The organism is Maricaulis sp. (assembly GCF_048270265.1).
In the GTDB taxonomy this organism is placed as follows: domain Bacteria; phylum Pseudomonadota; class Alphaproteobacteria; order Caulobacterales; family Maricaulaceae; genus Maricaulis.
Map to the genome: position 1 here is coordinate 34,146 of NZ_JBLWTD010000009.1, position 26,499 is coordinate 60,644.

At 63.7% G+C, this 26,499-nt stretch carries 25 protein-coding genes; 20 read left to right on the forward strand and 5 right to left on the reverse strand.

The genetic code is table 11. The features are described 5' to 3' along the window. Window positions 1–131: 131 nt before the first annotated feature. Window positions 132–1,094 carry a malate dehydrogenase gene (mdh, locus tag ACN0YF_RS06895; protein WP_417481105.1) on the forward strand — a complete coding sequence of 321 codons (963 nt, stop codon included), beginning with the start codon at window positions 132–134 and terminating at the stop codon, window positions 1,092–1,094. A gap of 75 nt (window positions 1,095–1,169) precedes the next feature. Here the strand turns inward: mdh and ACN0YF_RS06900 are convergent, their stop codons facing one another. Beyond that, on the reverse strand, window positions 1,170–1,682 hold the full coding sequence (locus ACN0YF_RS06900) for a tryptophan-rich sensory protein (protein WP_417493818.1): 513 nt from the start codon (window positions 1,680–1,682) through the stop codon (window positions 1,170–1,172). A gap of 164 nt (window positions 1,683–1,846) precedes the next feature. On the opposite strand from ACN0YF_RS06900, the gene ACN0YF_RS06905 reads away from it, so the two are divergent. Continuing rightward, entirely contained in the window at window positions 1,847–2,401 is a 555-nt protein-coding gene (locus ACN0YF_RS06905) for a GNAT family N-acetyltransferase (RefSeq protein ID WP_417493819.1), read from the forward strand. A gap of 25 nt (window positions 2,402–2,426) precedes the next feature. Then, the gene (locus ACN0YF_RS06910) at window positions 2,427–3,266 is read left to right on the forward strand and encodes a universal stress protein (protein WP_417481102.1); all 840 of its coding nucleotides are present in this window, start codon (window positions 2,427–2,429) and stop codon (window positions 3,264–3,266) included. A 7-nt stretch (window positions 3,267–3,273) separates the two neighbouring features. Here ACN0YF_RS06910 and ACN0YF_RS06915 read toward each other — a convergent pair whose 3' ends face one another. Then, window positions 3,274–4,041, reverse strand: coding sequence for a 2OG-Fe(II) oxygenase (locus ACN0YF_RS06915; RefSeq protein ID WP_417493820.1), 768 nt, complete (start codon window positions 4,039–4,041; stop codon window positions 3,274–3,276). A gap of 109 nt (window positions 4,042–4,150) precedes the next feature. After that, window positions 4,151–4,882 carry a LytTR family DNA-binding domain-containing protein gene (locus ACN0YF_RS06920; RefSeq protein ID WP_417493821.1) on the reverse strand — a complete coding sequence of 244 codons (732 nt, stop codon included), beginning with the start codon at window positions 4,880–4,882 and terminating at the stop codon, window positions 4,151–4,153. 139 nt (window positions 4,883–5,021) lie between these two features. Between ACN0YF_RS06920 and ACN0YF_RS06925 the strand changes: the two genes are divergently transcribed. The 16 genes from ACN0YF_RS06925 (at window position 5,022) to ACN0YF_RS07000 (ending at window position 22,531) form a co-directional block, all read left to right on the forward strand. Then, entirely contained in the window at window positions 5,022–5,420 is a 399-nt protein-coding gene (locus ACN0YF_RS06925; protein WP_417481099.1) for a DUF2306 domain-containing protein, read from the forward strand. A gap of 172 nt (window positions 5,421–5,592) precedes the next feature. Next, on the forward strand, window positions 5,593–6,471 hold the full coding sequence (locus tag ACN0YF_RS06930; protein ID WP_417493822.1) for a hypothetical protein: 879 nt from the start codon (window positions 5,593–5,595) through the stop codon (window positions 6,469–6,471). A gap of 174 nt (window positions 6,472–6,645) precedes the next feature. Then, on the forward strand, window positions 6,646–6,945 hold the full coding sequence (locus ACN0YF_RS06935; protein WP_417493823.1) for a DUF2282 domain-containing protein: 300 nt from the start codon (window positions 6,646–6,648) through the stop codon (window positions 6,943–6,945). 57 nt (window positions 6,946–7,002) lie between these two features. Further along, complete coding sequence (locus ACN0YF_RS06940) at window positions 7,003–7,857, forward strand: DUF692 domain-containing protein (protein ID WP_417493824.1); 855 nt, start codon at window positions 7,003–7,005, stop codon at window positions 7,855–7,857. Then, window positions 7,850–8,605: a DNA-binding domain-containing protein gene (locus ACN0YF_RS06945; RefSeq protein WP_417493825.1), complete on the forward strand. Its 756-nt coding sequence runs from the start codon at window positions 7,850–7,852 to the stop codon at window positions 8,603–8,605. Before ACN0YF_RS06940 ends, ACN0YF_RS06945 begins: the two co-directional genes overlap by 8 nt. Then, entirely contained in the window at window positions 8,602–9,159 is a 558-nt protein-coding gene (locus ACN0YF_RS06950; RefSeq protein ID WP_417493826.1) for a DoxX family protein, read from the forward strand. Before ACN0YF_RS06945 ends, ACN0YF_RS06950 begins: the two co-directional genes overlap by 4 nt. A gap of 86 nt (window positions 9,160–9,245) precedes the next feature. Next, entirely contained in the window at window positions 9,246–9,674 is a 429-nt protein-coding gene (locus ACN0YF_RS06955; protein WP_417481093.1) for a DoxX family protein, read from the forward strand. 135 nt (window positions 9,675–9,809) lie between these two features. Then, the gene (locus tag ACN0YF_RS06960) at window positions 9,810–11,408 is read left to right on the forward strand and encodes a hypothetical protein (RefSeq protein WP_417493827.1); all 1,599 of its coding nucleotides are present in this window, start codon (window positions 9,810–9,812) and stop codon (window positions 11,406–11,408) included. A 111-nt stretch (window positions 11,409–11,519) separates the two neighbouring features. Further along, window positions 11,520–12,794, forward strand: coding sequence for a hypothetical protein (locus ACN0YF_RS06965; protein WP_417493828.1), 1,275 nt, complete (start codon window positions 11,520–11,522; stop codon window positions 12,792–12,794). A 105-nt stretch (window positions 12,795–12,899) separates the two neighbouring features. Beyond that, window positions 12,900–14,099, forward strand: coding sequence for an ADP-forming succinate--CoA ligase subunit beta (sucC, locus tag ACN0YF_RS06970; protein WP_417481089.1), 1,200 nt, complete (start codon window positions 12,900–12,902; stop codon window positions 14,097–14,099). Beyond that, entirely contained in the window at window positions 14,100–15,008 is a 909-nt protein-coding gene (gene sucD, locus ACN0YF_RS06975) for a succinate--CoA ligase subunit alpha (protein ID WP_417481088.1), read from the forward strand. A gap of 196 nt (window positions 15,009–15,204) precedes the next feature. Beyond that, window positions 15,205–18,189 carry a 2-oxoglutarate dehydrogenase E1 component gene (locus ACN0YF_RS06980; RefSeq protein WP_417493829.1) on the forward strand — a complete coding sequence of 995 codons (2,985 nt, stop codon included), beginning with the start codon at window positions 15,205–15,207 and terminating at the stop codon, window positions 18,187–18,189. Window positions 18,190–18,224: 35 nt separating this feature from the next. Continuing rightward, entirely contained in the window at window positions 18,225–19,742 is a 1,518-nt protein-coding gene (gene odhB, locus ACN0YF_RS06985) for a 2-oxoglutarate dehydrogenase complex dihydrolipoyllysine-residue succinyltransferase (RefSeq protein ID WP_417493830.1), read from the forward strand. Window positions 19,743–19,811: 69 nt separating this feature from the next. After that, window positions 19,812–20,246, forward strand: coding sequence for a hypothetical protein (locus tag ACN0YF_RS06990; protein WP_417481085.1), 435 nt, complete (start codon window positions 19,812–19,814; stop codon window positions 20,244–20,246). 114 nt (window positions 20,247–20,360) lie between these two features. Continuing rightward, the gene (gene lpdA / locus ACN0YF_RS06995; RefSeq protein ID WP_417493831.1) at window positions 20,361–21,764 is read left to right on the forward strand and encodes a dihydrolipoyl dehydrogenase; all 1,404 of its coding nucleotides are present in this window, start codon (window positions 20,361–20,363) and stop codon (window positions 21,762–21,764) included. A 218-nt stretch (window positions 21,765–21,982) separates the two neighbouring features. After that, on the forward strand, window positions 21,983–22,531 hold the full coding sequence (locus tag ACN0YF_RS07000) for a GNAT family N-acetyltransferase (protein WP_417481083.1): 549 nt from the start codon (window positions 21,983–21,985) through the stop codon (window positions 22,529–22,531). An 8-nt stretch (window positions 22,532–22,539) separates the two neighbouring features. Here the strand turns inward: ACN0YF_RS07000 and ACN0YF_RS07005 are convergent, their stop codons facing one another. Further along, entirely contained in the window at window positions 22,540–23,475 is a 936-nt protein-coding gene (locus ACN0YF_RS07005; protein ID WP_417493832.1) for a tyrosine recombinase XerC, read from the reverse strand. Then, the gene (locus tag ACN0YF_RS07010; protein ID WP_417493833.1) at window positions 23,457–24,143 is read right to left on the reverse strand and encodes a DUF484 family protein; all 687 of its coding nucleotides are present in this window, start codon (window positions 24,141–24,143) and stop codon (window positions 23,457–23,459) included. The genes ACN0YF_RS07005 and ACN0YF_RS07010 overlap by 19 nt, the downstream gene beginning before the upstream one ends. Window positions 24,144–24,321: 178 nt before the next feature. On the opposite strand from ACN0YF_RS07010, the gene ACN0YF_RS07015 reads away from it, so the two are divergent. Continuing rightward, window positions 24,322–26,487 carry a primosomal protein N' gene (locus ACN0YF_RS07015; protein WP_417493834.1) on the forward strand — a complete coding sequence of 722 codons (2,166 nt, stop codon included), beginning with the start codon at window positions 24,322–24,324 and terminating at the stop codon, window positions 26,485–26,487. Window positions 26,488–26,499 lie beyond the last annotated feature (12 nt).

Genomic DNA, 26,499 nt, shown 5'->3' on the forward strand with positions numbered 1-26,499 from the left:
TTGCCTGGCCTGAAGGTCACCTCCCGGCGATCCAACCGGTCGGCCAGCCCGAGAACTCCCCTTGCAGGGACGCGCGCGCAGCGTTAGACCGCACTGCAGCAATTCACTTCCCTCAAGAGGAGCTCTCCCCCATGGCCCGTAACAAGATTGCGCTCATCGGATCCGGTATGATCGGTGGCACACTGGCCCATATCGCCGCGCGTGAAGAACTCGGCGACGTCGTGCTGTTCGACATTGCCGCCGGTGTTGCCAAGGGCAAGGCCCTCGATATCGCTGAAGCCAGCCCGGTTTTCGGCAAGGATTCCACTCTGGCCGGCGCCGATGACTATGCCGCCATTGCCGGCGCCGATGTCTGCATCGTCACCGCCGGTGTGCCGCGCAAGCCTGGCATGAGCCGCGATGACCTTCTCGGCATCAATCTGAAAGTCATGAAAGCCGTCGGCGAGGGCATTGCCAAGCACGCCCCCAACGCCTTCGTGATCTGCATCACCAATCCGCTCGACGCCATGGTCTGGGCCCTGCGCCAGTTCTCCGGCCTGCCCCACAACAAGGTCGTCGGCATGGCCGGCGTGCTCGACAGCGCCCGCTTCCGTCACTTCCTCGCCGATGAGTTCAAGGTCTCGGTTGAAGACGTCACCGCCTTCGTGATGGGCGGTCATGGCGACACCATGGTGCCGCTGCTGCGTTATTCCACTGTCGCCGGCATCCCGGTTCCCGATCTGATCGAGATGGGCTGGTCGACCGACGCCAAGATGGAAGAAATCGTCAAGCGCACGCGCGGTGGCGGCGGCGAGATCGTGGCCCTGCTCGGCACCGGTTCGGCCTTCTATGCGCCGGCCGAAAGCGCCATCGAGATGGCGACCGCCTATCTGCGCGACAAGAAGCGCGTTCTGCCATGCGCCGCACACCTGACCGGTCAGTTCGGCCAGGACGACATGTATGTTGGCGTGCCCGTCGTGATCGGTGCCGGTGGTGTCGAGAAAGTGGTCGAGATCCAGCTCAATGCTGAAGAGCAGGCCATGTTCGACGTCTCCGTCGACTCGGTCAAAGGCCTGGTAGCGGCTTGCAAGGCGCTGGACCCGTCGCTCGGCTGATCCATGTCCGCGTAGAATGACAAACGGCCGCCGGAGTGATCCGGCGGCCGTTTTGCTGTCCGACAGGGTCTCGCTTCAGAGGCCGCCGACATAGGAGGCGACATTGTTGAGCCGCATGACCTCGAAGCTCAGCGCGACGACAAAGGTGAGCCAGCCGAAGAGCGGCCATAGCAGCCAGCCGGCCGGCCGCGAACAGCGCCCGACAAGGGCGAGCGTGAACAGGGCGTAGAGCCACAATGCCAGGGCGGCGAGGAAGCCCGATTCGATATCGTGCCCGCCGAAGGTGATGCAGACCTGGAGCACGAGGCCAACGACCAGTCCGAGCGTCATCCCGGCTGCGACAAAGCGAAGCGGACCGCTGTCACTGCGCTGGGTGATCCAGAGGCTGATCGCGATCAATTGCATGCTGAGGATCGACACGAGGTTTGGCCAAATGCCGACCGGCGTCCAGTCCGGCGTGTTCAGATTTGCAGCCCACAATGCCGCTTCGCTGGACTGAACCCAGCCCGCAAATCCGCCTGACATGCTCGCCGCGACGAGCATGTAGATCAGCAGGCGTATCACTCCGGGACGGTTCTTGGCGTCCATAGCGGCGGGTGCTCTCCCAAAGGCGGTTTCAACTTCATTCTCTGCAAGCGCTGCGCCATGCCGGTGGCCGGTGCTGCAAACCGGAACCCGCGGGGTGACCGCAATGCCTGCTCTACCCCGGCTTCTACTTGACGTTTGTGGCGGCGTGGTGTCGCTTTCAGGGCATGACCACACCCATCCTTGAAACCGAGCGCCTCGTGCTTCGCGCGCCGGACGCCAGCGACTTCGAACCCCTTTGCGCGCTGATGGCCGATGAGGAGGTCGCGCGCTTTATCGGCGGCGTTCAGTCGCCCGCTCTCGCCTGGCGCAGCCTGTGCGGAATTGTCGGCCACTGGCAATTGCGCGGCTACGGATTTTTCTCGGTCATCGAGAAGGAAAGCGGGCAATGGCTCGGACGCATCGGTCCCTGGTACCCGCATGGCTGGCCGCAGCCGGAAATCGGCTGGACCATCAACCGCGCCAGCTGGGGCAAGGGCTATGCGACCGAGGCTGCCGGCGCCTGCATGGACTATGTCTTCGATACATTGGGCTGGGACAGTGTCATTCATCTGATCCATGCCGACAATCGTGGCAGCCAGGCCGTGGCGGCGCGGCTTGGCTCGTCCAATAGCGGCGAAGAGGTGGAAGTTCCCGGCTTTGGCATTCTGGTGGATGTCTGGGGCCAGAGCGCCGATGACTGGCGTGCCAGCCGCAAGCAGGTCAAGGCGGCCCCCCGCTGACAAACCCTTGATTGGAGACAGCATCATGAAACTGCGTCGTATTGTGGTCATGCTCGACGGATCTGAATCTGACGCGCCGGTCCTGCGGCAGGGGGTTGAGCTTTGCCGGCAATATGCAGCGCGTCTCGACGCCCTGTTTGTTCGCCGCAACCTGGCCAGCGGGGCCGACTTCCTCGGTGATTCCTTCTCGACCTACGGCATGGAGGCCGTCCTTGAAGCCCTGGCCGATGCGGCGGCCGCGGCCAGTGACAGCGCCCATGCGGCCTTCAACACCGTCGCCGATGAGGCCGATGAGACGGTGATCGGCCAATTCATCGAATATGTCGGCCTGCCCGATGAGGCGCTCGCCGATGAGGGGCGTCTTTGCGACCTGCTGGTGATGGCCAAGCCCGAGGGGCGTGCCGGGGCCCATCAATTGCAGTCGATCAGCATGGCCGCGACCCAATCGGGCCGGCCGGTCCTGCTGCTGCCGGCCGGGCGTGACGCGAAGGCGGGTTTTGACCGCATGGCGATCGCCTGGGACGGATCGCTCGAGGCGATGCGCGCCACGATTGGTGCCATGCCGATGCTAGAGGCTGCCAAGGCGGTGTCATTGCTGCATGCCGGCAGCGATGCCGAGGCGTCCGACCAGCTGTCAGCGGTCGCCGCCTATCTTGACCTGCATGGTATCGCGACATCGACCAGCACGGTGGCCCTCGAGGGCCGTAGTGCCGCCAAGGCGTTGATCGAGGCCGCGACTTCAGCCAGTGCCGACTTGCTGGTCATGGGCGGTTTCGGCGCGCCAGCCCTGGTGCGGGCAATCGGACGTGACGAGACAACGGGACTGATCGACGGCACGGCTTTCGCCCTGCTCCTGGCCCACTGAACCGGGATCAGGAGAAAAAGGCGGGCAGGTCGTCACGCAGCCAGCCGGTGATCTGATAGCGCCCTGCACCGGCAAAGGGTGAAACCGGGCTGACCGAATGGATGCGATGGCCGTCAAACAGCGACAGCACGTTGAATCGCGGCATCAACGCGCGTGAGACGTCCTGCTGCTCGTCGAGAAACATCAACAGCCCGCCCCAATCCGTCTGCCAGTCGCGGGTGAAGCCGAAAGTGTAGGCGGCCCGGCGCTCGTTATTCGCGCCGTCATCGCGGTGGCGGGTGAGGAAATGCCCGCGTGAATACAGGGTCGCCTGGCAGTCGGCCTTGGTCAGGCGTGGCGCACCGATCACCTGGCGGCCGAAATCGAGGAAGGCCGGCGAGTTCATGAATTCGGTCAGCTGGTGGATCGGATGACCCGGATCCCAGCCCTCCGAATAAGCCTGGATCATCGGATAGGACGAGTAGAGGAAGCCGATATTCTTGCGCGCCATCTCCATCACGCCGCCGAGAATGTTCTGCATTCCCTGGCGGCCCAGCGCCTGCATTTCAGCCTGGTCAAGACAGACGACGGATCCGTAGTCCGCCATCTGACCGCCATCGGGAGCGACGAAAGCGAGCCGCCAGGAAATCTGCCGGGCCAGCAATTCATGCACTGCATTCGCGGTCTCTTCCGACAGGATGCCCGGGATCTGCACCAGCCCGGTCTCGGCATAGAGGCGGGCATAATGCTCGACATCGAGATCCGGATTCAGTCTGAAATCGATTTTTGAACTCATCGGCGCGGTTATCCTGCAGTCGGTGGTGTAGGGATGTGAGTGTGTGACCTGGTGCCGTTTCGGGCAAGCTTGCCCTCAGGCGGCATGCGGTCGCAGACCGCCGCGCCGGTCAATACCAGCCCGCCTCGCGCAGGGCGGGGGCATGGGTACGGCTGACCGGAGCCTGCACATTATTGCTCAGGGTCAGGGTTGCGCGTCCGTCACCGCGGGAGACCGTATCGACCGCTGCGCGCGCCACCCACCAGGAGCGGTGGGTCTGGCGCCCGTCCAGCCCCTCGACGGCGGCCATCGCATCGCTGAGCCGCATCAGGATCAGGGCATCGCCGGCGGCGGTGTGGACGCGCAGGTAATGATCTTCCGACTGCAGGGCCAGCAACTGAGCCCGTTGCAGCCGCGGCGGCAGTTTGTCGAGCAGGGTGCGGCCGATTGCCGGCACGTCCGGCGCGGTACTGCGGCGGTCCAGGAGCCAGCCCAGTGCAGTCACGGCGGCGGAGATCACCCAGACGAAGATGAAGACCACGGGCAGGGCCCCGAGCATGAACGGCCGGGAGATCAGGGCCTGGATCGTCGCGACGCCAAGCGTGACGGGGATGCTGATCAGGAATGAGGCGAGGCCATAATGGGCGAGGCGGGGCCAGTTTCCGGTGAAGCGTCGCAGCACCAGGGTCACAAGGGTGTTGGACAACCAGCCCACACACATCAGGCCGGTCCAATAGAACCAGACGCCCGGAAATCCGAGTTGATGTGTCTGATATGGTCCGAGAACCGACAGGAAACTGCCCAGCACCAGGATGGTGGCGAGGGCTGGCAGCAGGCCGTTGATAAATTCAGTCCTGATCATGACGTCCATTCACGAAGCGTGGATCAACACCTAGCGCATTTCGCGTACCGCATCAGCCCGTTTGCGCAATCGCGCTTCAATTGCCGCCGCGACCGGTCTTTCTGTTTCTCAACGGCCCACAACAACCGAGGAGAACGCCATGAATACCGAAGCCTTCCTGTCCGCCCCCTTCGTCGTCCAGCTGCATGTCTTCAGTGCCGTCGGGGCGCTGCTGATCGGATCCATCCAGATGTTCGCGCCAAAGGGAAACCTGCCGCACCGCACGATGGGGATCCTGTTCGTCCTGCTGATGACCTCGGCTGCGATCACCGCGATTTTCATCCGGCAGATCAATGGCGGCAATTTCTCCTTCATCCACATCTTCGTGCCGCTGACGATAATCGGCGTCTTCCGTCTCGTCCTCTCGGCCCGCCGGGGTGACCGGAGGGGCCATCGCGGCCAGGTCATGGGACTCTTCTACGGCGCCCTGATCATTCCCGGCCTGCTGTCTTTCATCCCGGGCCGCCTGATGCACACGGTCCTGCTCGCGAGTCTGTGATCGCCGGTTCATCTCCCCTCCATGTTCGCGAGAGCCTTGCGGTGAGACCGTCTGGCCCTGCCCGAGCCTGCTGAAGCGGGATAAGGTTCCGGCGCGCAAACGTGCAGGCCGAGGGCATTCCTTGTTGACCTTGCGCCGCCGGCCCGCAAACATCGCCTCGATGGAGACTCGTATGCGTGCCGGTTTGTTTGCCCTTCTTCTTGCGTTTGGCGTGTGTGCCCCGGTTCAGGCCCAGGCACCGCGAGATGTCCTGCTTGAGGTCTGTAACCAGACCGGATTTGCCGTCGCAGCTGCGGCGGCCTACCGGACGACGCCGGCTCAGTCGCGTACCCTGCGAAGCTGGTTCATGATTGCGCCGGGCGAGTGTCTCAACGGGGCCCTCAATGGCGTGGTCGGGGATGATCTCGATCTGCATGTGATGTCGGGCAGCTGGGTCTGGCCGTCACGCGAAACCGTGCAGACCTATTGCGTGCCGGCTGACGCGACGATGACCCCCGCGTCTGCCCCGCCGTGTGCCGCTGGCCGGCAGGCGCGCGCCTTCACCCGGCTGCCGATCGAGCCGACCAGTCACCGGGGGCCGGGCGGCCGTAATTTCGGCCGCGTCAGTCACCGGGTTCGCTGTGCGGACCTGGGGGCCGCCGATGCCGGCCTCTGCCCCGGCGCGCCGACAGACCGGCGCGGCATGGCCGAATTTGTGCGTGAGCTGGAGGTCTGCAATCTCGTGTCTGGGGCTGTGCCGACCACAGTTGGTGAAATGAAGCCTGACGGCAGCATGGAATTCCTGGGCTGGCAGGCGCTGGCCGCCGGCGAGTGCCGTGTGATCTATCGCGGCTTTCCCCGTGACCGGCAGATCCTGCTGGTGTCCGCTTCCGACCATGTGCAAAATGACGGGCTGGTCTGCATGACTGAAAACACGCAAGGTTTGATCCTCGCCATACCGCGTGCCGACCACAACGTGACCTGCCCGAACGAGCGGCCCTTGCGGGGCAGCTACGAGACCGTTGTCTTCGGTGAGCAGACCGGTCGTTTGACGATGTATGTCGGCCAGTAGCGAGGCTTGGGCACCGGCGCTCACACCACATCACGTCTGCGATAACGGATTGGTGAAGCCGCCGGACGGGGTCGTGACTGGTGTTCCGCCGACCTGCGGATAAGGTCCGGCTGTCGGCCATTCATACATGTCCCCCCCAATCACCGGCCGGCCCGTTGCTGGAGATGAAGTCACATGAAATCCCGTACCCAAACCGCCACGATCGCGGCCCTTGCGGCCTCCGCTTTTGCCCTGTCGCTCTCTGCGGCCGTTGCCCAGGCCCAGGATGGGCAGGGTGAGCCTGCGATGGAGCATTGCTATGGCGTTGCGCTGGCAGGAGAGAATGATTGCGCTGCCGGTCCCGGCACCACCTGCGCCGGCACCTCGACCATCGATTATCAGGGCAATGCCTGGACCGATGTTCCGGCCGGCACCTGCGTCGATATCGCGACGCCCTATGGCAATGGTTCGCTGACGCCGATCGAGCGCCCCTGATCCTCAATTCCTGCAAATGCGCTGGTTCCCCGCCAGCGCAGCGTGAGGCGATATCGCTTGTCCAGTCCTGAAACATCCCCCTCAGCAGGCCTCGGCCTGAAGCCGGAGCATTTTCGCCCGGCGCTGGACGAGCAGACAGCCGGCCTGTGGTTCGAGGTTCATCCCGAGAACTACATGTCGGCTGGCGGCCCGCGCCTGGCATGGCTGGACGCCATCCGGGCGCAGCGTCCGCTATCGCTTCACGGGGTGGGGATGTCCCTGGGCGGGCTGGAACCGCCCGATCCGGAGCATCTGAAGCGCTGGAAACGCCTGCTGGAACGCTATGAGCCGGTGCGGATTTCAGAGCATCTGGCCTGGTCGGTTCATTCCGGCATCTATTTCAATGACCTTCTGCCAACCCCGATGACCCGCGCGGCGCTTGATCGCTTCTGTTCGCATGTCGATGCGATGCAGACGGCGCTGGGGTGTCAGGTCCTGATCGAAAACCCGTCGCGCTATCTGCCCCTGCGCGAGGAAATCCCCGAGGCGGAGTTTCTCGCCGAGACCGTGCGCCGCACCGGCTGCGGCCTGTTGCTCGACGTCAATAATCTGCATGTCAGCGCCCATAATCTCGGTTTCGACATTCCGGCCTGGCTCGATACGATTCCCGCCTCCGCCGTTGGTGAAATCCACCTGGCCGGGCACGAGGCCGATGCCGCGCTGGGCGGGGAATTGCTGATTGATACGCATGGTGCCCCCATCGCCGACCCGGTCTGGGCACTGTACCAGGCGGTGATCGAGCGCATCGGCCCGCGGCCGGTGCTGATCGAACGCGACAATAACCTGCCCGCCTTCAGCGAGCTCCTGGCCGAGCGCGAGCAGGCCCAGGGCGTGCTGGATGCGGCGCTGGAAAAGGCGGACGCCGATGTCTGATCATTTCCACGAAGATTTCGCCGCCGCGATCCGTTCCGGCGATCCAGCAGCCATCGAGGCCCGTCTCACCACGCCGTCGGCGCTGCGGCGGATGGCGGTCTACCGCAATAATATCGTGCACGGGATCAGCGAGGCCCTGCGGGCCGCCTACCCGGCTGTGGCGCGGCTGGTCGGGACCGAATTCTTCGCAAGCATGGCGCGGGCCTTTTGGGAGGTGTCGCCGCCGGTCGAACCGTCACTGAGCCTGTATGGCGCCGGTTTCGCGGACTTTATCGCAGGCTACGCGCCGGCTGAGGCCCTGGTCTATCTCCCCGATATCGCCCGTCTCGATCGTGCCTGGCTCGAGGCGCACCATGCCAGCGACCTGCCGGCCCTCGGCCCGGGTCAGATTGCCGGCCTGCCGCCGCAGGATCTGCCGCAGCTGGCGCCTGGGCTGCATCCCTCTGTCAGCCTCTGGTCTTCCTCCTGGCCGGTCTATGAGGTCTGGCGCAGCAATCGCGAGGGTGCAGAGCCGGTGCAGACGATGCTCACGCCGGATCCTGAATTTGCCCTGGTCTGGCGACATGGCGGCGTGGTCCGGTATCGCGCCCTGACACCGGGCGAAAACGCGTTCTTCAACGCCCTGGCGCAGGGGCAAAGCCTTGAATCGGCCGCCGAAAGCCTCCTTTCGCTGGACCCTGCCGGCGATGCAGCTGCGCTGTTCGGCGAAGCCCTCACCCATTCCATCCTCAAAGGGAGTACATCATGAGTTTTCCGGCAACCGCCGCGCGCCTGCTCGCGCGCAGCCATGCAGCCTATCAGGGCCTGTTCGAGCGGGGGCGGACTCTCCTGGCAGGCGATCTCCTGCCCCTCCTTGCGCGCCTCACCCTGGCGGGCGTGTTCTGGCGCTCGCTCCTGACCAAGGTCCAGACCTTTGGCCTGTTCGGTTACACCGAAATGATCAATGATTTCGCGGTGCAGCGCTTCCATCTGCGTCTGCCCGAGCTCCCTTTGAGCCTGAAGGCTTCAACCTTCAACCTGTTCGAGAATGAATACGCGCTCCCCCTGATCCCGACGGAGATCGCCGCCTGGATGGCGACCCTGGCGGAATTCACCTTTCCGATCCTGCTTGTGCTGGGTGTCCTGACCCGCGCCTCGGCGCTGGCCCTGCTCGGCATGACCGTGGTGATCCAGCTGTTTGTCTATCCGGACGCCTGGTGGGGAACGCATGCCCTGTGGGTTGTGCTGGCGGTCTATATCGCGGCGTACGGCCCTGGCCGGCTTTCGATTGACCATTGGGCCGGGCCGCGGTTCGCGCGTTAGGTGCATTCGATTGCCAGTGTGACGGCCACCGGGCATGCTTGCCCCGAGACGGTCTCCAATGGAGTCCGGGGCAAGTGGGGACTGGCATGCAGGAAACAAGAACGACGGCTCGCGCCGAGCGGTTCATGCCCGACTGGATTGTCGGCGCGGCGATCCGCTGGTCGCTGATCCCGGGGCTGTGGGCCTGGGGCCGGGCGCATGCCGGGGACTGGCCGGATGTGGTCCCCTCGGTCGTCAGTGCGGCCCGGATCTGGGCCGTGCCTTTCATCACGCCGGAACAATTGGCCCAGGCCGCTGTCTGGGGTGCGCATCTGGCCGCAGCCATGCTGGCGGTCGGGTTTCTCACGCGTTTTGTCGGGCTTGCGCTCCTCCTGGCGACGGCGGTCTTTGCCTGGTGGGTCGCACCGCAGGCCTGGACGAGCGCGGCCGTGTATGGCGCGCTGGCCTTCTATCTGTGCGTTCGCGGCGGCGGCGCGTTGTCGGTCGACGGCGCCATCGTGGCGACCCTGCGCTAGGAAAAGCCCCTCTTCTATTTTAAAAGGTAAACGATTTCATAATGATGCATTATTGATGATTTGATCGGATCGAGCTTCATCGACACTATTCCGCAAGTTCGCCCCCATTGGGCAGGTTGTTGAATTGGAAATGTGATGTCGTCGGGACTTGAGGAGCGGTTGAAGAAAGCCCTGGCGGGCCGCTCCCCGGCGGAAATGAACGAGTTTCAGTTTCTCAACCTCGAAATGGTCAAGGTCGAGACCGGCGACCGCTGGATCGAGGTCCGCAAGAAGATCTATAGCGTCGCGTCGCATTTCGTCGAAAAACGGGTGCATCCCGACGACGTCGTGGTGCGCTGCCGTGGCGGCTTCATCCTGATTTTCGCGCATTTGTCGGCAGAGGAATCTCGGGCCCGGCTCGAAGTCCTTTCGGAGGAGCTCAATGTGTTCTTCCTCGGGGACCAGATTCTCAAAAATCTCGATATCAATGCGTGCGCGCGCACGGTCAATGCGGCCGAATTCGCAAAATTCATCCAGATGAGCGCCCAGGCCGATCCCGCCGAAGCCAGTGCCGGCGGGCGCCGGCGGGTGGCGAAGGCGCCTGATGAAGCATCCGGCAAGGATGCCAAATGGACCCGGGACGGCCAGCGTGACCAGGCCAGCACCGTGCTTGGACGCGAAGCTGGATCGCCGGTTCCCGAGGCCGTCGCCCGATGGGTAGGAGGCGAGGCCACTTCGCCAGCATTGAAGCGCGACCTGCAGCAGGAGGCCCGAAACGCAGACAAGGCGCCAGGGCGATGGCGGGCGGGTCCGGTTTCAAAATCGTCTCAACCGCAATACCCCCTTGGCGTGGTGGCCGGCCGCGCCGGCGCCGGGGGCGACCACCGGATTGCGCACTCGACCGATGATGAGGCGGTCAGTTTGATGAGTGAGCCCGCGCTGGCGGAACCGATGCCGATCGATGTCCCCCGGCAATGGGATGATATCATTTTCAAGCCGTGCTGGGATGCGCTGCACAATGCGGTCTGTTCCAACATCTGTCTGGCCCGGCGCTTCAAGGATGGCGCCGTGTATTATGGTCGGGACACGCTGCTGGACAGTCGCGCCCCCGACCAGCACACCGCGCTTGATCGCGCCGTGGCGATCGCCGCCCAGCGCGGCTTTCAAAAAATGTATGTCCGCGGCGACAACTGCAATATCTGCATCCCGGTTCACTACGACACGATTCGCACTGTCGCTGACCGCGTCAGCTACTTCTCGATTCTCCAAGTCGTGCCTGTGCATCTGCGGCGGCACTTCTTCTTGAGGGTTGACCATATTCCCGGCGATGCACCGCTGGCGCAGATGCAGGATATGTTTCGCTCGATGAAGTGGTTCGGGTCGAACCTGTTCGCCACCGTTCCTTTCGACCAGACAGATCTCAGCCGGTTTGAGGATTGCGGCATCGATATATTCGGAGCTGATATCCCTGCCGCTGTCCGCGCCGGTGAAATCTCCGACGCGCATATCGAATTCCTCGACCGGAGAACCAAGGCTGCCGAGCAGCAAGGGGCCGGAACGGCCCTCAACCAGGTTGACAGTTTCGAGGCACTGGTCGCCGGCATCAGTGTTGGCGTGCGCGGATTTGCCGGCGATGCGGTCGGCACCGATTCCGTTTTGCCGGTGCCCGAACATGAGGTTCCGTTCGCAACATTGCTGGAACGCGCCGAGGCTATACGCGACTCTGACCGCGCACTGCTGGGGTGTGTGAGCTAGGCGCCCTGCACCGGACGCCGCCAGCCGGTCTGCAAAAGCCTGACCAGCGCCTGTCGTAACTGTCTGTTTGCACTCACGGGTGTTTACTGGCGCGGCTGGAGCAGGAACGCGATGCAGCCCGAACTCAAAATGAAGCTCAAACTGGCACTCGCGGGGCGCGCGAAGGTCGAGATGGGGCAGTTTCAGTTTCTCAATCTCGAGGAAGTGAAACAACGTGCTGGCCCGGACTGGCCCAATCTGCGCACCAAGATCTATGATGTCAGCGCCCATTTCATCGAAAAGCGGCTCGACCCAGACGATGTGATCTTCCGCTGCCAAGGCGGGTTTCTCATCATTTTCAGCGTTTTGAGCGGCGATGATGCAGCGCAGAAAGTCGCGGACATCACGGCTGAACTCTGCACATTCTTCCTCGGAGACCGGGCGATGCAAGTGCTCAAAATCGGGTCGGAATCCCGCAGCGTTTCGACCGAGGAGTTCCTGGAAATCATTACCCGGTCACAGCCGCAGGAATCCGAAATGCGGCCGGCCAGCACCCCTGATAGTGCGGCGGCAAGTGGCGAGGCCCGGCCGGTGCCGCGCTGGACAGAGTCTGCCAGCAAGGCCCGGGCGACGCCCTGGGACGAGATTGTCTTCAAGCCCTGTTGGGATGCCCGCAATAATGCTGTCACCCACCATCTCTGCGTCGCCCGCCGGGTGATCAATGGCTGGCCGGCCTACGGCCGTGAGACCTTTCCGGTGTTCGATTCCCGTCCGCTCAACCGGCTGCTTGACCATTCCGTAGCGAAGGCCGCCCAGCGCGGATTCCAGCGCGTCCATGCCGGGGGGGGCAGCTGCGGCATTATCATCCCGGTTCACTACGACACGATTTCCTCGCTCTCCGAGCGGATGCAGTATTTCGCGATCCTGCAGGCGGTGCCGGTACCGATCCGGCGGCATTTTCAGTTGCGGATCGATGCGATCCCCGATGGCGCGCCTGTGGCGCAGATGCAGGAACTGTTTCGCTCGATGATCCCGTTCGGGTCGCAGATCATCGCGCGGCTGCCCTATGGTGTCAGTGATCTGCGCCGTTTCGAGGGCAGCGGTGTCGGGGCATTCGGGACTGAAATTCCCTACCGGCTGGGTGATGGTGAAGTCTCGACGACCACGGTTCAGGCTGTGCTGGCGCTCGTGACGGCAGCCCAGTTGCTCAAGGCCGAAACGTTTTTGACGCAGATCGAGAACGCGTCCCTGCTGGGCGCCTCGGTCAGCGCCGGCGTGCGGCTGTTCAGCGGCGATCTGATCGGGCCTGACCAGCCGGCCCCGGAGCCGGCCCGGCCGCTTGAATTCAACGAGATTGTACACAGGCCCGTGCCGCCAGACGATGAGGCGCACATCGTACGTATCTGATTGAATCCCGACCCGTGTGAAGCCATTGCGCTGACGTGGGCGGGTGTTATAAGGCGGGTCTCACCCGGCCTATCTGTCGTTCTCTCCCCCGCGAGGCCCGCACACATGAATATCCATGAACACCAGGCGAAAGCCGTCCTGAAAAGCTTTGGCGCTCCGGTCGCTGAAGGCGTTGCGATTTTCTCCGTCGACGAGGCCAAGGCCGCCGCCGACCAGCTCCCCGGACCGCTCTGGGTCGTCAAATCCCAGATCCATGCCGGTGGACGCGGCAAGGGCAAGTTCAAGGAACTCGGCCCCGACGCCAAGGGCGGTGTACGCCTGGCCTTCTCGAAAGAGGATGTGGTCAAGAACGCGAAAGAAATGCTCGGCAATACGCTGGTCACCCACCAGACCGGCCCGGCCGGCAAACAGGTCAACCGCCTCTATATCGAGGACGGCGCCGACATCGAGCGCGAACTCTATCTCTCCATCCTGGTCAATCGCGAAACCGGCAAGGTTGCCTTCGTGGTCTCGACCGAGGGCGGAATGGATATCGAGGATGTCGCGCATTCGACCCCGGAAAAAATCCAGACCCTGAATATCGAACCGCTCGCCGGTGTCACCGACGCCGATGCGGAACGGATTTCGGACGCGCTGAAGCTGACCGGTGCCGCCCGGACTGACATGGGTTCGCTGGCGAAAATCCTCTACAAGGCCTTCACCGAGAAAGACATGAGCATGCTCGAGGTCAATCCGCTGATCGTCATGAAGGACGGTCATCTGCGGGTGCTCGACGCCAAGGTCTCCTTCGACGGCAATGCCCTCTTCCGCCATCCCGACATTCTCGCCCTGCGCGACGAGACGGAAGAAGACGCCAAGGAAATCGAAGCCTCCAAGCATGACCTCGCCTATGTCGCCCTCGATGGTGATATCGGCTGCATGGTCAATGGTGCCGGCCTCGCCATGGCGACGATGGACATCATCAAGCTCTATGGCGCCGAGCCGGCCAACTTCCTCGATGTCGGTGGCGGTGCCACGACCGAGAAGGTCACGGCGGCCTTCAAGATCATCACCGCTGACCCGAACGTCAAAGGCATTCTGGTCAATATCTTCGGCGGCATCATGCGCTGCGACGTCATCGCCGAGGGCGTGGTCGCCGCGGTGAAGGAAGTCGGGCTGAAGGTTCCCCTCGTGGTGCGCCTCGAGGGCACGAATGTCGCGCTCGGCAAGAAGATCATCAATGAATCCGGTCTCAATGTGATCGCTGCGGACGATCTCGATGACGCAGCCCAGAAGATTGTCGCCGCCGTGAAGGAGGCCAAATAGATGTCGATCCTCGTCAATAAAGACACCCGGATTATCGTCCAGGGCCTGACCGGCAAGACCGGTACTTTCCACACCGAACAGGCGCTGGCCTATTACGGCACCAAAATGGTTGGCGGCGTGCACCCGAAAAAGGGTGGCTCGACCTGGTCTTCCGGCGTTGATGGCGCGGCAAGCCTGCCGATCTTCGCCTCTGTGGCCGAAGCCAAGGAGGCCACCAAGGCCGATGCTTCGGTGATCTATGTGCCGCCTGCAGGGGCTGGCGCGGCGATCATTGAAGCGATCGACGCGGAAATCCCGTTCATCGTCTGCATCACCGAAGGCATTCCCGTGCTCGACATGGTCCAGGTCAAGGCGCGGCTGGAGAAATCCAACTCCCGCCTGCTCGGCCCCAATTGCCCGGGTATCCTGACCCCTGAAGAGTGCAAGATCGGCATCATGCCGGGCTCGATCTTCAAAAAGGGCTCGGTCGGCGTCGTTTCGCGCTCCGGCACTTTGACCTATGAAGCCGTGTTCCAGACCAGCCAGGTCGGCCTTGGCCAGACCACGGCCGTCGGCATCGGTGGTGACCCGGTCAAGGGCACCGAATTCATCGACATGCTCGAGCTTTTCCTCGCCGATCCGGAAACCAAGTCGATGATCATGATCGGCGAAATCGGTGGCTCGGCTGAAGAAGACGCGGCGCAATTCCTCAAGGATGAAGCCAAGAAGGGCCGTTCCAAGCCTACGGTGGGCTTCATCGCCGGGGTCACAGCCCCGCCAGGCCGCACCATGGGCCATGCAGGCGCCATCGTTTCCGGCGGCAAGGGCGGCGCGGACGACAAGATCGAAGCCATGAAATCGGCCGGTATCACAGTCTCGCCAAGTCCGGCCCGTCTTGGCACCACGCTGGCGGAATTGCTCAAGGGCTGAGGCTTTTGACCGAGTTGAAGGAGCCGCGCCCGGAACCACTCCGGCGCGGCTTTTTCATGTCTGGCGTCAGCTGTCAGCAAGTTGGCACCAGTCGCCTGCGAAAACCTTCTGTTTTCCACAGAACGGCCATAGATGGTTGTTAACCGTATCGGCTTAGTTCCTTACGAATCTTTTTGCGATTTCAGGCCTTCCCCCCATGTCTGACCAGACCCGCTCTTCCGACAATCAATCCTTCCTGGACACGTCCTTCCTGCAAGGTGCGAACGCCGTCTATCTCGAACAGATGGCCGCCGCCTTCGCGGCCGATCCGGCGAGTGTTCCTGACAGCTGGCGACAATTCTTTGCTGCCATGGGCGATGCGCCGGCCGATGCCGCACGCGCGGCTGCCGGGCCAAGCTGGAAGCGCGCCGGCTGGCCGCGCGCCAGCGATGGCGAAATGGTTTCGGCGCTGGGTGATATCGGTCCTGACGAAGCAACGATGGTCGAGAAGGTCGCGGAACATGTGACACGCACCGCGCCGCAGGCCGACCCGGCCGCGATCCGCAAGGCGACCCAGTCCTCGATCCGCGCCATCATGATGATCCGCGCCTATCGCATGCGTGGCCATCTGGCAGCCGATCTCGATCCGCTTGGCCTGTCCGACCAGGGCGCGCAGCCGGAACTTGACCCGCTGACCTATGGTTTTGACGAGTCGGTGATGGATGAGAGCGTCTTCATCGACGGCTATCTCGGTCTCGAAACCGCGACGCCGCGGCAAATGCTGGAAATCCTGCGCCGCACCTATTGCGGCCCGGTGGGCATCGAGTTCATGCACATCTCCAACCCGGAAGAGAAATCCTGGCTGCAGGAGCGCTTTGAAGGGCCGGACAAGGAAATCCGTTTCACCAATGACGGCAAGCGGGCGATTCTCGGCAAGTTGATCGAGACCGAGCGTTTCGAGCAATTCCTGCACAAGCGCTATCCGGGCACCAAGCGTTTTGGCGCCGATGGCGGCGAAGCCATGATCCCGGCGCTGGAGCAGATCATCAAGCGCGGTGGCGCCATGGGTGTCGACGACATCATCATCGGTATGCCGCACCGCGGCCGCCTCAACGTGCTCGGCGCGGTGATGGGCAAGCCCTATCACCAGATTTTCCACGAATTCCAGGGCGGCAATACCCAGGGCGAGGAAGAGTTCGGCTCCGGCGATGTGAAATACCATCTCGGCGCGTCTTCCGACCGTGAGTTCGACGGCAACAAGGTCCACCTCTCGCTGACCGCCAACCCGTCGCATCTCGAGGCGGTCGACCCGGTCGTGCTCGGCAAGGCGCGCGCGAAGCAGGAGCAGAATTGCCGCGAACTCGCCGGCACGCCGCGCTCGAAGGTCCTGCCGCTGTTGCTGCACGGCGATGCCGCCTTTGCCGGACAGGGCATCGTGACGGAATGTCTCGGCCTGTCGGGTCTTCGTGGTCACCGCACCGGCGGCGCGATCCATTTCATCGTCAATAACCAGATCGGTTTCACCACCGACCCGAAGGACAGCCGTTCCAGCCCCTATCCTTCCGATGTGGCGCTGATGGTCCAGGCGCCGATTTTCCACGTCAATGGCGACGACCCCGAAGCTGTCGTGCATGCCACGCGCATCGCCACCGAATACCGGCAGCTCTTCGGCAAGGATGTCGTGATCGACATGTTCTGCTACCGCCGTTACGGCCATAATGAGGGCGATGATCCGACATTCACCCAGCCGATCATGTATCGGGTGATCAAGGATCTGCCGCCGGTCCGCAAGAAATACCAGGACCGGCTGATCGCCGAGGGCACGCTCACCGCGGCCGAAGCCGAGGCGATGGAAAACGAGTTCGACCGTTTTCTCGAGACCGAATTTGATGCCGGCAGGACCTTCTCGCGCGAGAAGGCCGACTGGCTCGATGGCCGCTGGTCAGGTCTCGGCCTGCCCGAGAGCGATGACCGCAAGGGTGAGACCAGCGCGACGATGGAGAGTTTGCGCGCGGTCGGCATGGCGATGACCACTGTGCCCGAAGGGATCAATATCCATCGCACGCTGGACCGGGTGATCGGCGCACGCCGCACCGCGATCGAGACCGGCGAGGGACTCGACTGGTCGACGGCCGAGCATCTCGCTTTCGGCACGCTGCTGACCGAAGGTTTCCCGGTGCGCCTGTCCGGCCAGGATTGCGGCCGTGGCACCTTCTCCCAGCGCCATTCACACATCATCGACCAGGAAACGGGCGAGCGTTACACGCCGCTCAATCATCTCGGCGATGACCAGAAGAAATACGAAGTCATCGATTCCATGCTGTCGGAAGAGGCGGTGCTTGGTTTCGAATACGGCTATTCGCTCGCCGCACCGAATACGCTGGTGATGTGGGAAGCCCAGTTCGGCGATTTCACCAATGGTGCCCAGGTCATCATCGACCAGTTCATCTCCTCGGGTGAGCGCAAGTGGCTGCGTATGTCCGGCCTGGTGATGCTGTTGCCGCATGGCTATGAGGGCCAGGGTCCCGAACATTCCTCGGCCCGTCCCGAGCGCTTTTTGCAGATGTGTGCCCAGGACAATATGCAGGTCGCCAATTGCTCGACCCCGGCGAACTATTTCCACATCCTGCGGCGCCAGATCCATCGTGGTTTCCGCAAGCCGCTCATCATGATGACGCCGAAGAGCCTGTTGCGGCACAAGCGCTGCGTCTCGACGCTCGAGGCGATGGGGCCTGGTTCTTCCTTCCACCGCGTGCTGTGGGATGATGCCGACAAGACCTCACGGCCGGAGGGCGAGGTTTCCCAGTCGACCACCGAGCTGAAGCCTGATGCCGCGATCCGCCGCGTCGTGCTGTGTACCGGCAAGGTCTATTACGACCTGCTCGAGGCGCGCGAAGCCAAGGGCATTGATGACGTCTATCTGATGCGTGTCGAGCAGCTCTACCCCTTCCCCTTCAAGGCCCTGCTCGCCGAACTCGCCCGCTTCCCGCAGGCCGAGATCGTCTGGTGCCAGGAAGAGCCGCGCAATATGGGCTACTGGACTTTCGTCGAGCCCAATCTCGAATTCGTGCTGGCCAAGCTGGAGGGCTCGGCCCTTCGCCCGGTCTATGTCGGGCGGCCGCCATCGGCCTCGACGGCGACCGGTATTGCCGCCAAGCACAAGCATCAACAAGAAACGCTGGTTGACGAGGCCCTGGGCTGACGCCCGGCCTCGCCGCGAACAGGAAAGACACGATCATGACCGATATCACCGTTCCACAACTGGGCGAATCCGTCACTGAAGCCACCGTCGGCAGCTGGTCGGTCAAGGCCGGCGACGCGGTCAGGAAAGACGATGTCCTCGTCGAGCTCGAGACCGACAAGGTCGCCATCGAGGTCCGTGCCGAAAGCGATGGCACGATCGGTGAAATCCTGGTCCCGGAAGGCGAGACCGTCGAGATCGGCGCCCGCCTGGCCACGATGAATTCCGGTGGTGACGCCGCCGCAGCCGCGCCTGCGGCCGAAGCGCCAGCGCCGGCTGCTGCACCGGCGGCCAGCTCTGCCGGCAAGACGATTGAGGCCACCGTGCCGCAAATGGGCGAATCGGTGACCGAGGGCACGATCGGTGCCTGGCTGGTTAAGGTTGGCGATGTGGTCACCGTTGATCAGGCCCTGGTCGAGATCGAGACCGACAAGGTCGCTGTCGAGGTGCCATCGCCGGCCGCGGGCGTGATCGCCGAGCTGCTGGTGGGTGAGGGTGACACCGTCGCGCCAGGCGATGCCGTGGCGAAAATCACCGAAGGCGCAGCTGCCGCACCTGCGGCAAGCCCGGCTGCCACCGCAGCTCCTGCCGCGAGCAGCGATGCCGTCGCCATGCCGTCGGCTGCCCGCATCATCGAAGAGAACAAGCTCGATGCCGGCGCCATTGCCGGCACCGGCCGTGATGGCCGCATCACCAAGGGCGACGCGCTCCAGGCCGCTGCCGCACCGGCAGCACCCGCCGCAAGGCCGGCAGCCCCGGCCGCGCCTGCTGCGCCATCCGCTCCTGCCGCACCGGCTGCGCCACGCGAGACCGGTCCACGCGAAGAGCGTGTTCGCATGACGCGCCTGCGCCAGACAATCGCCAAACGCCTCAAGGATGCCCAGAACGCCGCCGCCATCCTGACGACCTATAACGAGGCCGATATGGGCGCCATCATGGATGCGCGCAAAGCCCACCAGGAAGCCTTCGTCGCCAAGCATGGCGTGAAGCTGGGCTTCATGAGTTTCTTCGTGAAGGCCTGTGTCGCAGCCCTGAAGGATATTCCTTCGGTCAATGCCGAGATCGACGGCACCGACATCATCTTCAAGAATTTCTACGATATCGGCGTCGCTGTCGGCACGGATCGCGGCCTTGTCGTGCCGGTGGTGCGCAATGCCGACCAGATGTCGCTGGCCGAGATCGAAAAAGAGATCATCCGCCTGGGCAAGCGCGCCCGCGACGGCAAGCTGACGATCGACGAAATGCAGGGCGCCAGCTTCACCATCTCGAATGGCGGCGTCTATGGCTCGCTGATGTCGATGCCGATCCTGAACGCACCGCAATCGGGCATTCTCGGCATGCACAAGATCCAGGAGCGCCCGGTGGCGGAGAACGGGCAGGTCGTGATCCGGCCGATGATGTATCTGGCCCTGTCCTATGATCACCGCATTGTCGACGGCAAGGAAGCCGTCACCTGGCTGGTGCGCGTGAAGGAAAATCTCGAGGATCCGCAGCGCATGCTGTTCGACCTCTAAGACACAGAGATGGTGGAGAGAAGCTGGCCGGGGGAATGACAGAACCAGCGACGGATTGGTGTGGTTGGAATGCAGATCGTACGCTGGACAATCGTGATACTTGCGCTGGGCCGGGTCACTTACAGCCTGCCCTATTTGCTGGCCGCCTGGGTCGGTGACTGGCTGTTCCTGCCACTGGGTGCGCATGAACCGGCCATCCTGACGGCCTTGCAGGAAGTGCCCGCCTGGTTGCGCATTATCTGGACCCTTTATATCGGAGGTTTTCTGGCGACCGCTGTCCTGTTGATCGCGGCCTGGCCGAAAGGCATCAATCTGGCTTTCCTGACCGCCGCCACCGCCGTTGCCCTGGATTTGGGATACTGGGTCTGGATCATCGCCGAACCCCTGTACGTCGCTGTCGACCGGCCGGCCTTCCTCCTTCACGATGTGATCATGAATCTCGCCAGTTTTGCCACCCTTCTCGGCGCCGCCGCCTTGCGCTATGGGCCGCGACGGTCGGGATGACCGCTTGCGACGCCCGGTCCGGACAGCAGGGCCGGGTCTTACGTTCGCGGCAAGAAAACTGCATATAGTGAGCGTGTCCGATTTCGACTTTCATTCCGAGCTGTGAGGCCCAAAATGTCCGAACCCTATGATCTCGTCATTATCGGCGGCGGCCCTGGCGGTTATAATTGCGCCATTCGCGCCGGCCAGCTTGGCCTGAAAGTGGCTTGCGTCGAGATGCGCGGCACGCTGGGCGGTACCTGCCTCAATGTCGGCTGCATTCCCTCCAAGGCAATGCTGCACGCCTCGGAACTCTTCGAGGCCGCCTCGACCGAATTTGCCGGGCTGGGCATTGTGACAGGTGAAGTCGAACTCGATCTGCCGGCCATGCTCGCCCACAAGGACGAGACCGTTGACGGGCTCACCAAGGGCATTGAATTCCTGTTCAAGAAGAACGGCGCCGAATATATCCGCGGCAAGGGCAAGATTCTCGGCCAGGGCAAGGTCCAGGTTGAAACCGAGAGCGGCACCTCGGTGCTGGATACCAAGCACATCGTCATCGCTACCGGCTCCGAAGTGACGCCATTGCCGGGCGTAACGATCGACGAGGCGCGCATCGTCTCCTCGACCGGTGCCCTGGACCTGAAAAAGGTTCCCGGCCGCCTGGTCCTGATCGGTGCCGGCGTGATCGGGCTCGAGCTCGGTTCGGTGTGGCGCCGTCTGGGCGCCGAGGTCGTTGTGGTCGAATATCTCGACCGCATCCTGCCGGGCATGGACAATGAGCTGGCCAAGGCCGCGCAGCGCATTTTTGCCAAACAGGGCATGGACTTCCGTCTGGGCACCAAGGTGACCGGCGTCGATAGTTCCGATCCCGACACGCTGAAGGTGACGCTGGAGCCGGCCAAGGGCGGTGAGGCCGAGACGATCGAGGCTGATACGGTTCTGGTCTGCATCGGCCGCCGGCCCTTCACGGCCGGTCTGGGCCTGGAGAATGTCGGCATCGAGCCCGATGCCCGCGGCGTCATCGCCAATGATCATTTCCGCACCTCGGCGGAAAATGTCTGGGTGGTCGGCGATTGCACCACCGGCCCGATGCTGGCCCACAAAGCCGAGGATGAAGGCGTGGCCTGCGCCGAACGCATTGCCGGCAAGGCGGGGCATGTGAATTACGATGTCATTCCCGGCGTCGTCTACACCTATCCCGAACTGGCATCCGTCGGCAAAACCGAGGACGAGCTCAAGCAGGAAGGCCGTAAATACAAGAAGGGCAAATTCCCCTTCCAGGCCAATTCCCGCGCCCGGGCCAACAACGCCACGGACGGCTTTGTCAAAATCCTGGCCGATGCGGAAACCGACGAGATTCTCGGTGCCCACATGATCGGCGCCAATGTCGGGGAAATGATCGCCGAGATCTGTCTGGCGATGGAATTCCGCGCCTCTTCCGAGGACGTTGCCCGCACCTGCCATCCTCACCCGACGCTGACCGAGGCCGTGCGCCAGGCGGCGATGGGCGTCGAGGGCTGGAGCATGCAGGCCTGACAGCCCGCCGGGAATCGGCTATGATTTCTGTTCGGGTCAGGCTTGTCTCCGACGCGCCGGATTGACAATATCGCGCCCGTCGCGGCAAGGGCCACTTCGCAAAAACTTGTGACGACAAGCCTTGAACAATGCGGCATGACTGCCGTGAACGCACCCTGATGACGGCGCGTCCGTGCTCGTGGAATGGTGCGCGGGTCGAGTAGATGGAATGCAGTCCCATGCCTGAGAGAACCGAAATCGTCTCACAACGCCTCCGGCTGGTCGCTCTCGACCGGGAATTGGCGGAATTGCAGCTGACGGACCGCAAGGCCTTCTTCGCCGCGCTGGGCGTGGAACCCGAGCCGTCATGGCCGCCGGAACTGATGGATACGCCGCAGATCGAGTGGAATCGGGACCGGCTCGCGGAACACCCCGAGCATGTCGGTTGGTATTCCTGGGTCTATATTTCGCCGATCATGAACCGACTGTTGGGTATTGGCGGCTTTCAGGGCGCTCCGACCGAAGAGGGCGAAGTGGAAATCGGCTATTCCATGCTGGTCTCCTACCGCGAACGCGGTCTGGCGACCGAGGCGGTCAATGCCCTGCTGGGCTGGGCCTATGCCCATGACGAGGTCAAGCGCGTCATTGCCCGCACCCGAAGTGACCGCAATCCGTCCCACCGGGTGCTTGAAAAGGCGGGCTTCACCCAGGGGCCGACCCATATGGATCCGGAAGAAGGTTTCGAGGTGACGCTCTGGTCGCATGACCGGGCCCAGCTCGCGGCCTGAGGCCAGCCTCAGCGCTGACGGGCCCGCGGATGCGCGCCGTCATAGATCGCCATCAGGCGCGAGCTTTCGACATCGGCATAAATCTGTGTGGTCGACAGGCTGGCATGGCCGAGCAATTCCTGGATCGCCCGCAGATCACCGCCATGGGCCAGCAGATGCGTTGCGAAGGAATGCCGCAGGGCGTGCGGGGTCGCAGTTGGCCCCAGGCCGAGGCGTTGCCGCAGGGTCTCCATACGTTTCTGGACCGAGCGCGCACCCAGTGCGCCGCCACGGGTGCCGCGAAACAGGGCCCCGTCGGCGGCCAGTTCGAACGGGCACAGCGCTGCATAATGCGCCACCGCCTCGCGGACCACGGGCAGGATGGGCACCAGGCGCGTCTTTCCGCCCTTGCCGGTGATCTGCATGCTGTCACGCAATTCCCGATCCTGTCCGGTCAGGCCGAGCGCCTCGGATATCCGCAGCCCGCAGCCATAGAGCAGCGACAGGACAGCGACATCGCGCGCCTCGATCCAGTCGGTCCCCTGGGCCCGGCCGGCTTCATCAATCAGTGCCCGGGCACCGGTCTCGCTGACGGGTTTGGGCTTGGACCGGCCCAGTTTCGGGCCCTCAATCAGGGTCAGGGCCGCATTCTCGACGCCCCAACGCCGCTCGGCATAGCTGTAGAAGGTGCGGATCGCCGAGAGTGAGCGTGCCAGCGAGCGCGCCGACAGCCCGTCGCGGCGGCGTGCCGCCATGAAGGCGCGAAAATCGGTCGCCTTCAGACCGGCGAGGTCATCCAGGCTGATGGTGCGGCCGAGATGCTGGCCCAGAAATTCAGCGAACTGGTCGAGATCGCGGCCATAGGCCTCGACGGTTTTCGGGCTCAACCGGCGTTCGCCGGCGAGATGCTGGCCGAAGACCAGGCGCGCATTGGCGAGGGGGAGGTTCAGCTCGCGTGCAGCCATCGGGTGACCATCCGTTCGACGCTGCGGGCGAGGAAGTTGAGCAATTCGGTACCCTGGCCCGCCTCGAACATGGCCGGGTCGCGTGCAGCCAGTGCCATCAGGCCGTCATGCCCGTTGAAATCGAGCCGCACGATCGCCTCGGATTTCACGCGTGCGCCCTGCTGGCCATAAAGCGCGTGCGCGATTGCCGGATTGACGGGCCCGAGCCGTTCCACCTTGTTGCCGAGAACCTCGCCGACAAAGCCTTCAGCGGCACCCAGAATTGATTCGCCGGCCGGCAATGGTGCATGCCCCTCGATCAGGACACGGCAGACATCGACGCCGAGCGCACCGGTCAGCCGGCTGGACATCTTGCGATCAAGCGCCGCCAGCGAATCCGTCTCCAGCAGGGCCAGAACGGCCATGTGGATTTGCGACTGGGTCGCCAGATTGGCGCGGGCGGTCTCGACAATGCTGGAATTGAGCGATTTGAGCTGGCGCAGTTCGGCCAGCAGCTTGCCGCGCGCCGCCGCGCCCAGATCAATCACGCCGTCGCCGGCATCGCGCTGCGCCAGCAGGGCGAAGAGCTCGGCATCCTCACGTACGAAATCCGGATTGGAGAGCAGGAAGTTGCGGACCCGGTCGGTATCCAGCGGGTCGGCAAGCATGCCCTCGGCATTTTCCGTCATGATGATTCGGCTCCATAGCGATCAGAGCCCAGACTTGCCGTATTCGGTTTCCGAAAAGGAAACCGGCCAGGGAAAATGCAGCAGGGCCGGTCCCGGGCCCTGTCGCGCCGGACCGCGGTGCTCCTGGCAACGCTATTCCCTTTTGAACTCCCCCGCGCAAAGGGGCACACTTGCGGCCGTGTCCTCCGAATCGTCATCCCGCGCCTCGATCCTGTTTCCGCTGCCACTGCCGGAGGCCTTCGACTATCTCGTGCCGGACGGGCTTGAGCTGGGGCTGGGTGATCATGTTCTGGCGCCGCTGGGCAAGCGGATGGTGCACGGTGTCGTCTGGGCTCTGAAACCGGGGGCCGGGGGCCGGGCGCTGAAATCTGTCGAGGCGCCGATGGGTGGTGCGCCGCTGCCGGAGGGGACACGCAAATTCGTTGACTGGCTGGCGCGCTATCTCGTGCAGCCGCCCGGTGTGATCCTGCGGTCGGTGTTGCGCAGTGCCGAGGCGCTGAAACCTTCACCCACCGAAACCCTCTACACGGTCAGTGGCGAAGAGCCGCCGCGCATGACTGCGGCACGGACGGCCGTGCTCGATGCGGCGCTGGCGCTGGGGGAGGCTTCGGCGGCCGATATCGCGCGCGAGGCTGGCGTGGGGGCCGGTGTCGTGAAGGGGCTGGCGACAGCCGGCGCCCTGACCGCCGTCACACGCCCGATCGATCCGCCTTATGGCATTCCCGATCCCGAAGCCGAGGGCCTGTCACTGACCATGCTGCAAGCCGAGGCCGGCGGCGTGCTACGGCGTCTGGTGCGGGCCGGCGGATTCCAGGCCGCCTTGCTCGACGGCGTCACCGGCTCGGGCAAGACCGAGGTCTATTTCGAGGCGATCGCAGAAGTCCTGCGCCGCGACCCCGAGGGCCAGATCCTGATCATGCTGCCGGAGATCGCCCTGACGGCCGCTGTCCTGTCGCGCTTCGAGGCGCGCTTTGGCTGCGCCCCGGCGATCTGGCATTCGGCGGCCGGACCGAAGGCGCGGCGGCGCTGCTGGCGCGAGGTCGCCGAGGGGCGGGCGCGGATCGTAGTCGGTGCGCGTTCGGCGCTGTTTTTGCCCTTCACCAATCTCAAACTCATCATTGTCGATGAGGAGCATGACCCGACCTATAAACAGGATGAGGGCCTGCCCTATCAGGGCCGCGACCTGGCGGTGCTGCGCGCCAAGATCGAGGGCGCGATGATCGTGCTCGCCTCGGCCACGCCGTCGCTGGAAAGCCTGACCAATGCCCAGGCCGGCCGCTATGTGCATGTGCGCCTGCCGGCGCGGCCCGGTGCCGCCGTGCTGCCACAGGTCGATACGATTGATCTGCGCGACCATCCGCCCGAGGCCGGGCGCTGGATTTCGCCGCCGCTGATTTCGGCCATGGTCGAGACCCTGCAGGCCGGCGAGCAGGTCTTGCTCTATCTCAACCGCCGCGGCTATGCCCCGCTGGTGCTGTGCCGCGCCTGTGGGCATCGCATGACCTCGCCGGACACCCAGTCCTATCTGGTCGAGCATCGCTATACCGGGCGGTTGGTCTGCCATGTCACCGGGTTTTCCATGCCGCGGCCGAGATTCTGCCCCGAGTGCAATGCCGAGGACAGTCTCACCAGTGTCGGGCCGGGAGTGGAGCGTGTCGCCGAGGAAGCGAAACATCTCTTCCCCGATGCGAGGATCGAGATCTATTCCTCCGACAGTTCATCCGGTGCCGATCTGGTTGACCGCATGGAGCGCGGCGAGATCGATATCCTTGTCGGCACCCAGATTGCCGCCAAGGGGCACAATTTCCCCAATCTCACCCTCGTCGGGGTGATCGATGCCGATCTTGGCCTGGCCGGCGGTGATCCGCGCGCCGGCGAACGAACCTTCCAGACCCTAGTCCAGGTCGCCGGCCGTGCCGGTCGCGCCGAACGGCCGGGCCGCGCCCTGTTGCAGACCCACCAGCCCGAGCACGAGGCGATCCAGGCGCTGATCGCCGGGGATCGTGATGCCTTCCTCGAAACCGAGATCATGGCCCGCGAGGCGCTTGGCCTGCCGCCCTTCGGACGCATGGCGGCGATCAGCTTCCAGGCGCGCGATGTCCAGGCGGTCGAGGCCGCCGCCGGACGTTATGCCGCAGCCGCGCCGCTGACCGATGGTGTCGAGATCTGGGGGCCGGCCGAACCGCCACGCGCGCTCGTCCGCGGCTGGCACAGGCGGCGCATACTGGTGCGCGCCGACAAGACAATCGATATTTCCGCCTATCTGCGGGCCTGGAAGGAGCGGGTGAAAATTCCCCCCTCGATCCGCGTGACGATTGATGTCGATCCCTATAGTTTCATGTGATCCCCAACAGGA

What these genes read in the sequence shown, in the direction of transcription:
- mdh (WP_417481105.1), top strand. Translation starts at nt 132, where the DNA reads ATGGCCCGTAACAAGATTGCGCTCATCGGATCCGGTATGATCGGTGGC.
- ACN0YF_RS06900 (WP_417493818.1), bottom strand. Translation starts at nt 1,682, where the DNA reads ATGGACGCCAAGAACCGTCCCGGAGTGATACGCCTGCTGATCTACATG.
- ACN0YF_RS06905 (WP_417493819.1), top strand. Translation starts at nt 1,847, where the DNA reads ATGACCACACCCATCCTTGAAACCGAGCGCCTCGTGCTTCGCGCGCCG.
- ACN0YF_RS06910 (WP_417481102.1), top strand. Translation starts at nt 2,427, where the DNA reads ATGAAACTGCGTCGTATTGTGGTCATGCTCGACGGATCTGAATCTGAC.
- ACN0YF_RS06915 (WP_417493820.1), bottom strand. Translation starts at nt 4,041, where the DNA reads ATGAGTTCAAAAATCGATTTCAGACTGAATCCGGATCTCGATGTCGAG.
- ACN0YF_RS06920 (WP_417493821.1), bottom strand. Translation starts at nt 4,882, where the DNA reads ATGATCAGGACTGAATTTATCAACGGCCTGCTGCCAGCCCTCGCCACC.
- ACN0YF_RS06925 (WP_417481099.1), top strand. Translation starts at nt 5,022, where the DNA reads ATGAATACCGAAGCCTTCCTGTCCGCCCCCTTCGTCGTCCAGCTGCAT.
- ACN0YF_RS06930 (WP_417493822.1), top strand. Translation starts at nt 5,593, where the DNA reads ATGCGTGCCGGTTTGTTTGCCCTTCTTCTTGCGTTTGGCGTGTGTGCC.
- ACN0YF_RS06935 (WP_417493823.1), top strand. Translation starts at nt 6,646, where the DNA reads ATGAAATCCCGTACCCAAACCGCCACGATCGCGGCCCTTGCGGCCTCC.
- ACN0YF_RS06945 (WP_417493825.1), top strand. Translation starts at nt 7,850, where the DNA reads ATGTCTGATCATTTCCACGAAGATTTCGCCGCCGCGATCCGTTCCGGC.
- ACN0YF_RS06950 (WP_417493826.1), top strand. Translation starts at nt 8,602, where the DNA reads ATGAGTTTTCCGGCAACCGCCGCGCGCCTGCTCGCGCGCAGCCATGCA.
- ACN0YF_RS06955 (WP_417481093.1), top strand. Translation starts at nt 9,246, where the DNA reads ATGCAGGAAACAAGAACGACGGCTCGCGCCGAGCGGTTCATGCCCGAC.
- ACN0YF_RS06960 (WP_417493827.1), top strand. Translation starts at nt 9,810, where the DNA reads ATGTCGTCGGGACTTGAGGAGCGGTTGAAGAAAGCCCTGGCGGGCCGC.
- ACN0YF_RS06965 (WP_417493828.1), top strand. Translation starts at nt 11,520, where the DNA reads ATGCAGCCCGAACTCAAAATGAAGCTCAAACTGGCACTCGCGGGGCGC.
- sucC (WP_417481089.1), top strand. Translation starts at nt 12,900, where the DNA reads ATGAATATCCATGAACACCAGGCGAAAGCCGTCCTGAAAAGCTTTGGC.
- sucD (WP_417481088.1), top strand. Translation starts at nt 14,100, where the DNA reads ATGTCGATCCTCGTCAATAAAGACACCCGGATTATCGTCCAGGGCCTG.
- ACN0YF_RS06980 (WP_417493829.1), top strand. Translation starts at nt 15,205, where the DNA reads ATGTCTGACCAGACCCGCTCTTCCGACAATCAATCCTTCCTGGACACG.
- odhB (WP_417493830.1), top strand. Translation starts at nt 18,225, where the DNA reads ATGACCGATATCACCGTTCCACAACTGGGCGAATCCGTCACTGAAGCC.
- ACN0YF_RS06990 (WP_417481085.1), top strand. Translation starts at nt 19,812, where the DNA reads ATGCAGATCGTACGCTGGACAATCGTGATACTTGCGCTGGGCCGGGTC.
- lpdA (WP_417493831.1), top strand. Translation starts at nt 20,361, where the DNA reads ATGTCCGAACCCTATGATCTCGTCATTATCGGCGGCGGCCCTGGCGGT.
- ACN0YF_RS07000 (WP_417481083.1), top strand. Translation starts at nt 21,983, where the DNA reads ATGCCTGAGAGAACCGAAATCGTCTCACAACGCCTCCGGCTGGTCGCT.
- ACN0YF_RS07005 (WP_417493832.1), bottom strand. Translation starts at nt 23,475, where the DNA reads ATGGCTGCACGCGAGCTGAACCTCCCCCTCGCCAATGCGCGCCTGGTC.
- ACN0YF_RS07010 (WP_417493833.1), bottom strand. Translation starts at nt 24,143, where the DNA reads ATGACGGAAAATGCCGAGGGCATGCTTGCCGACCCGCTGGATACCGAC.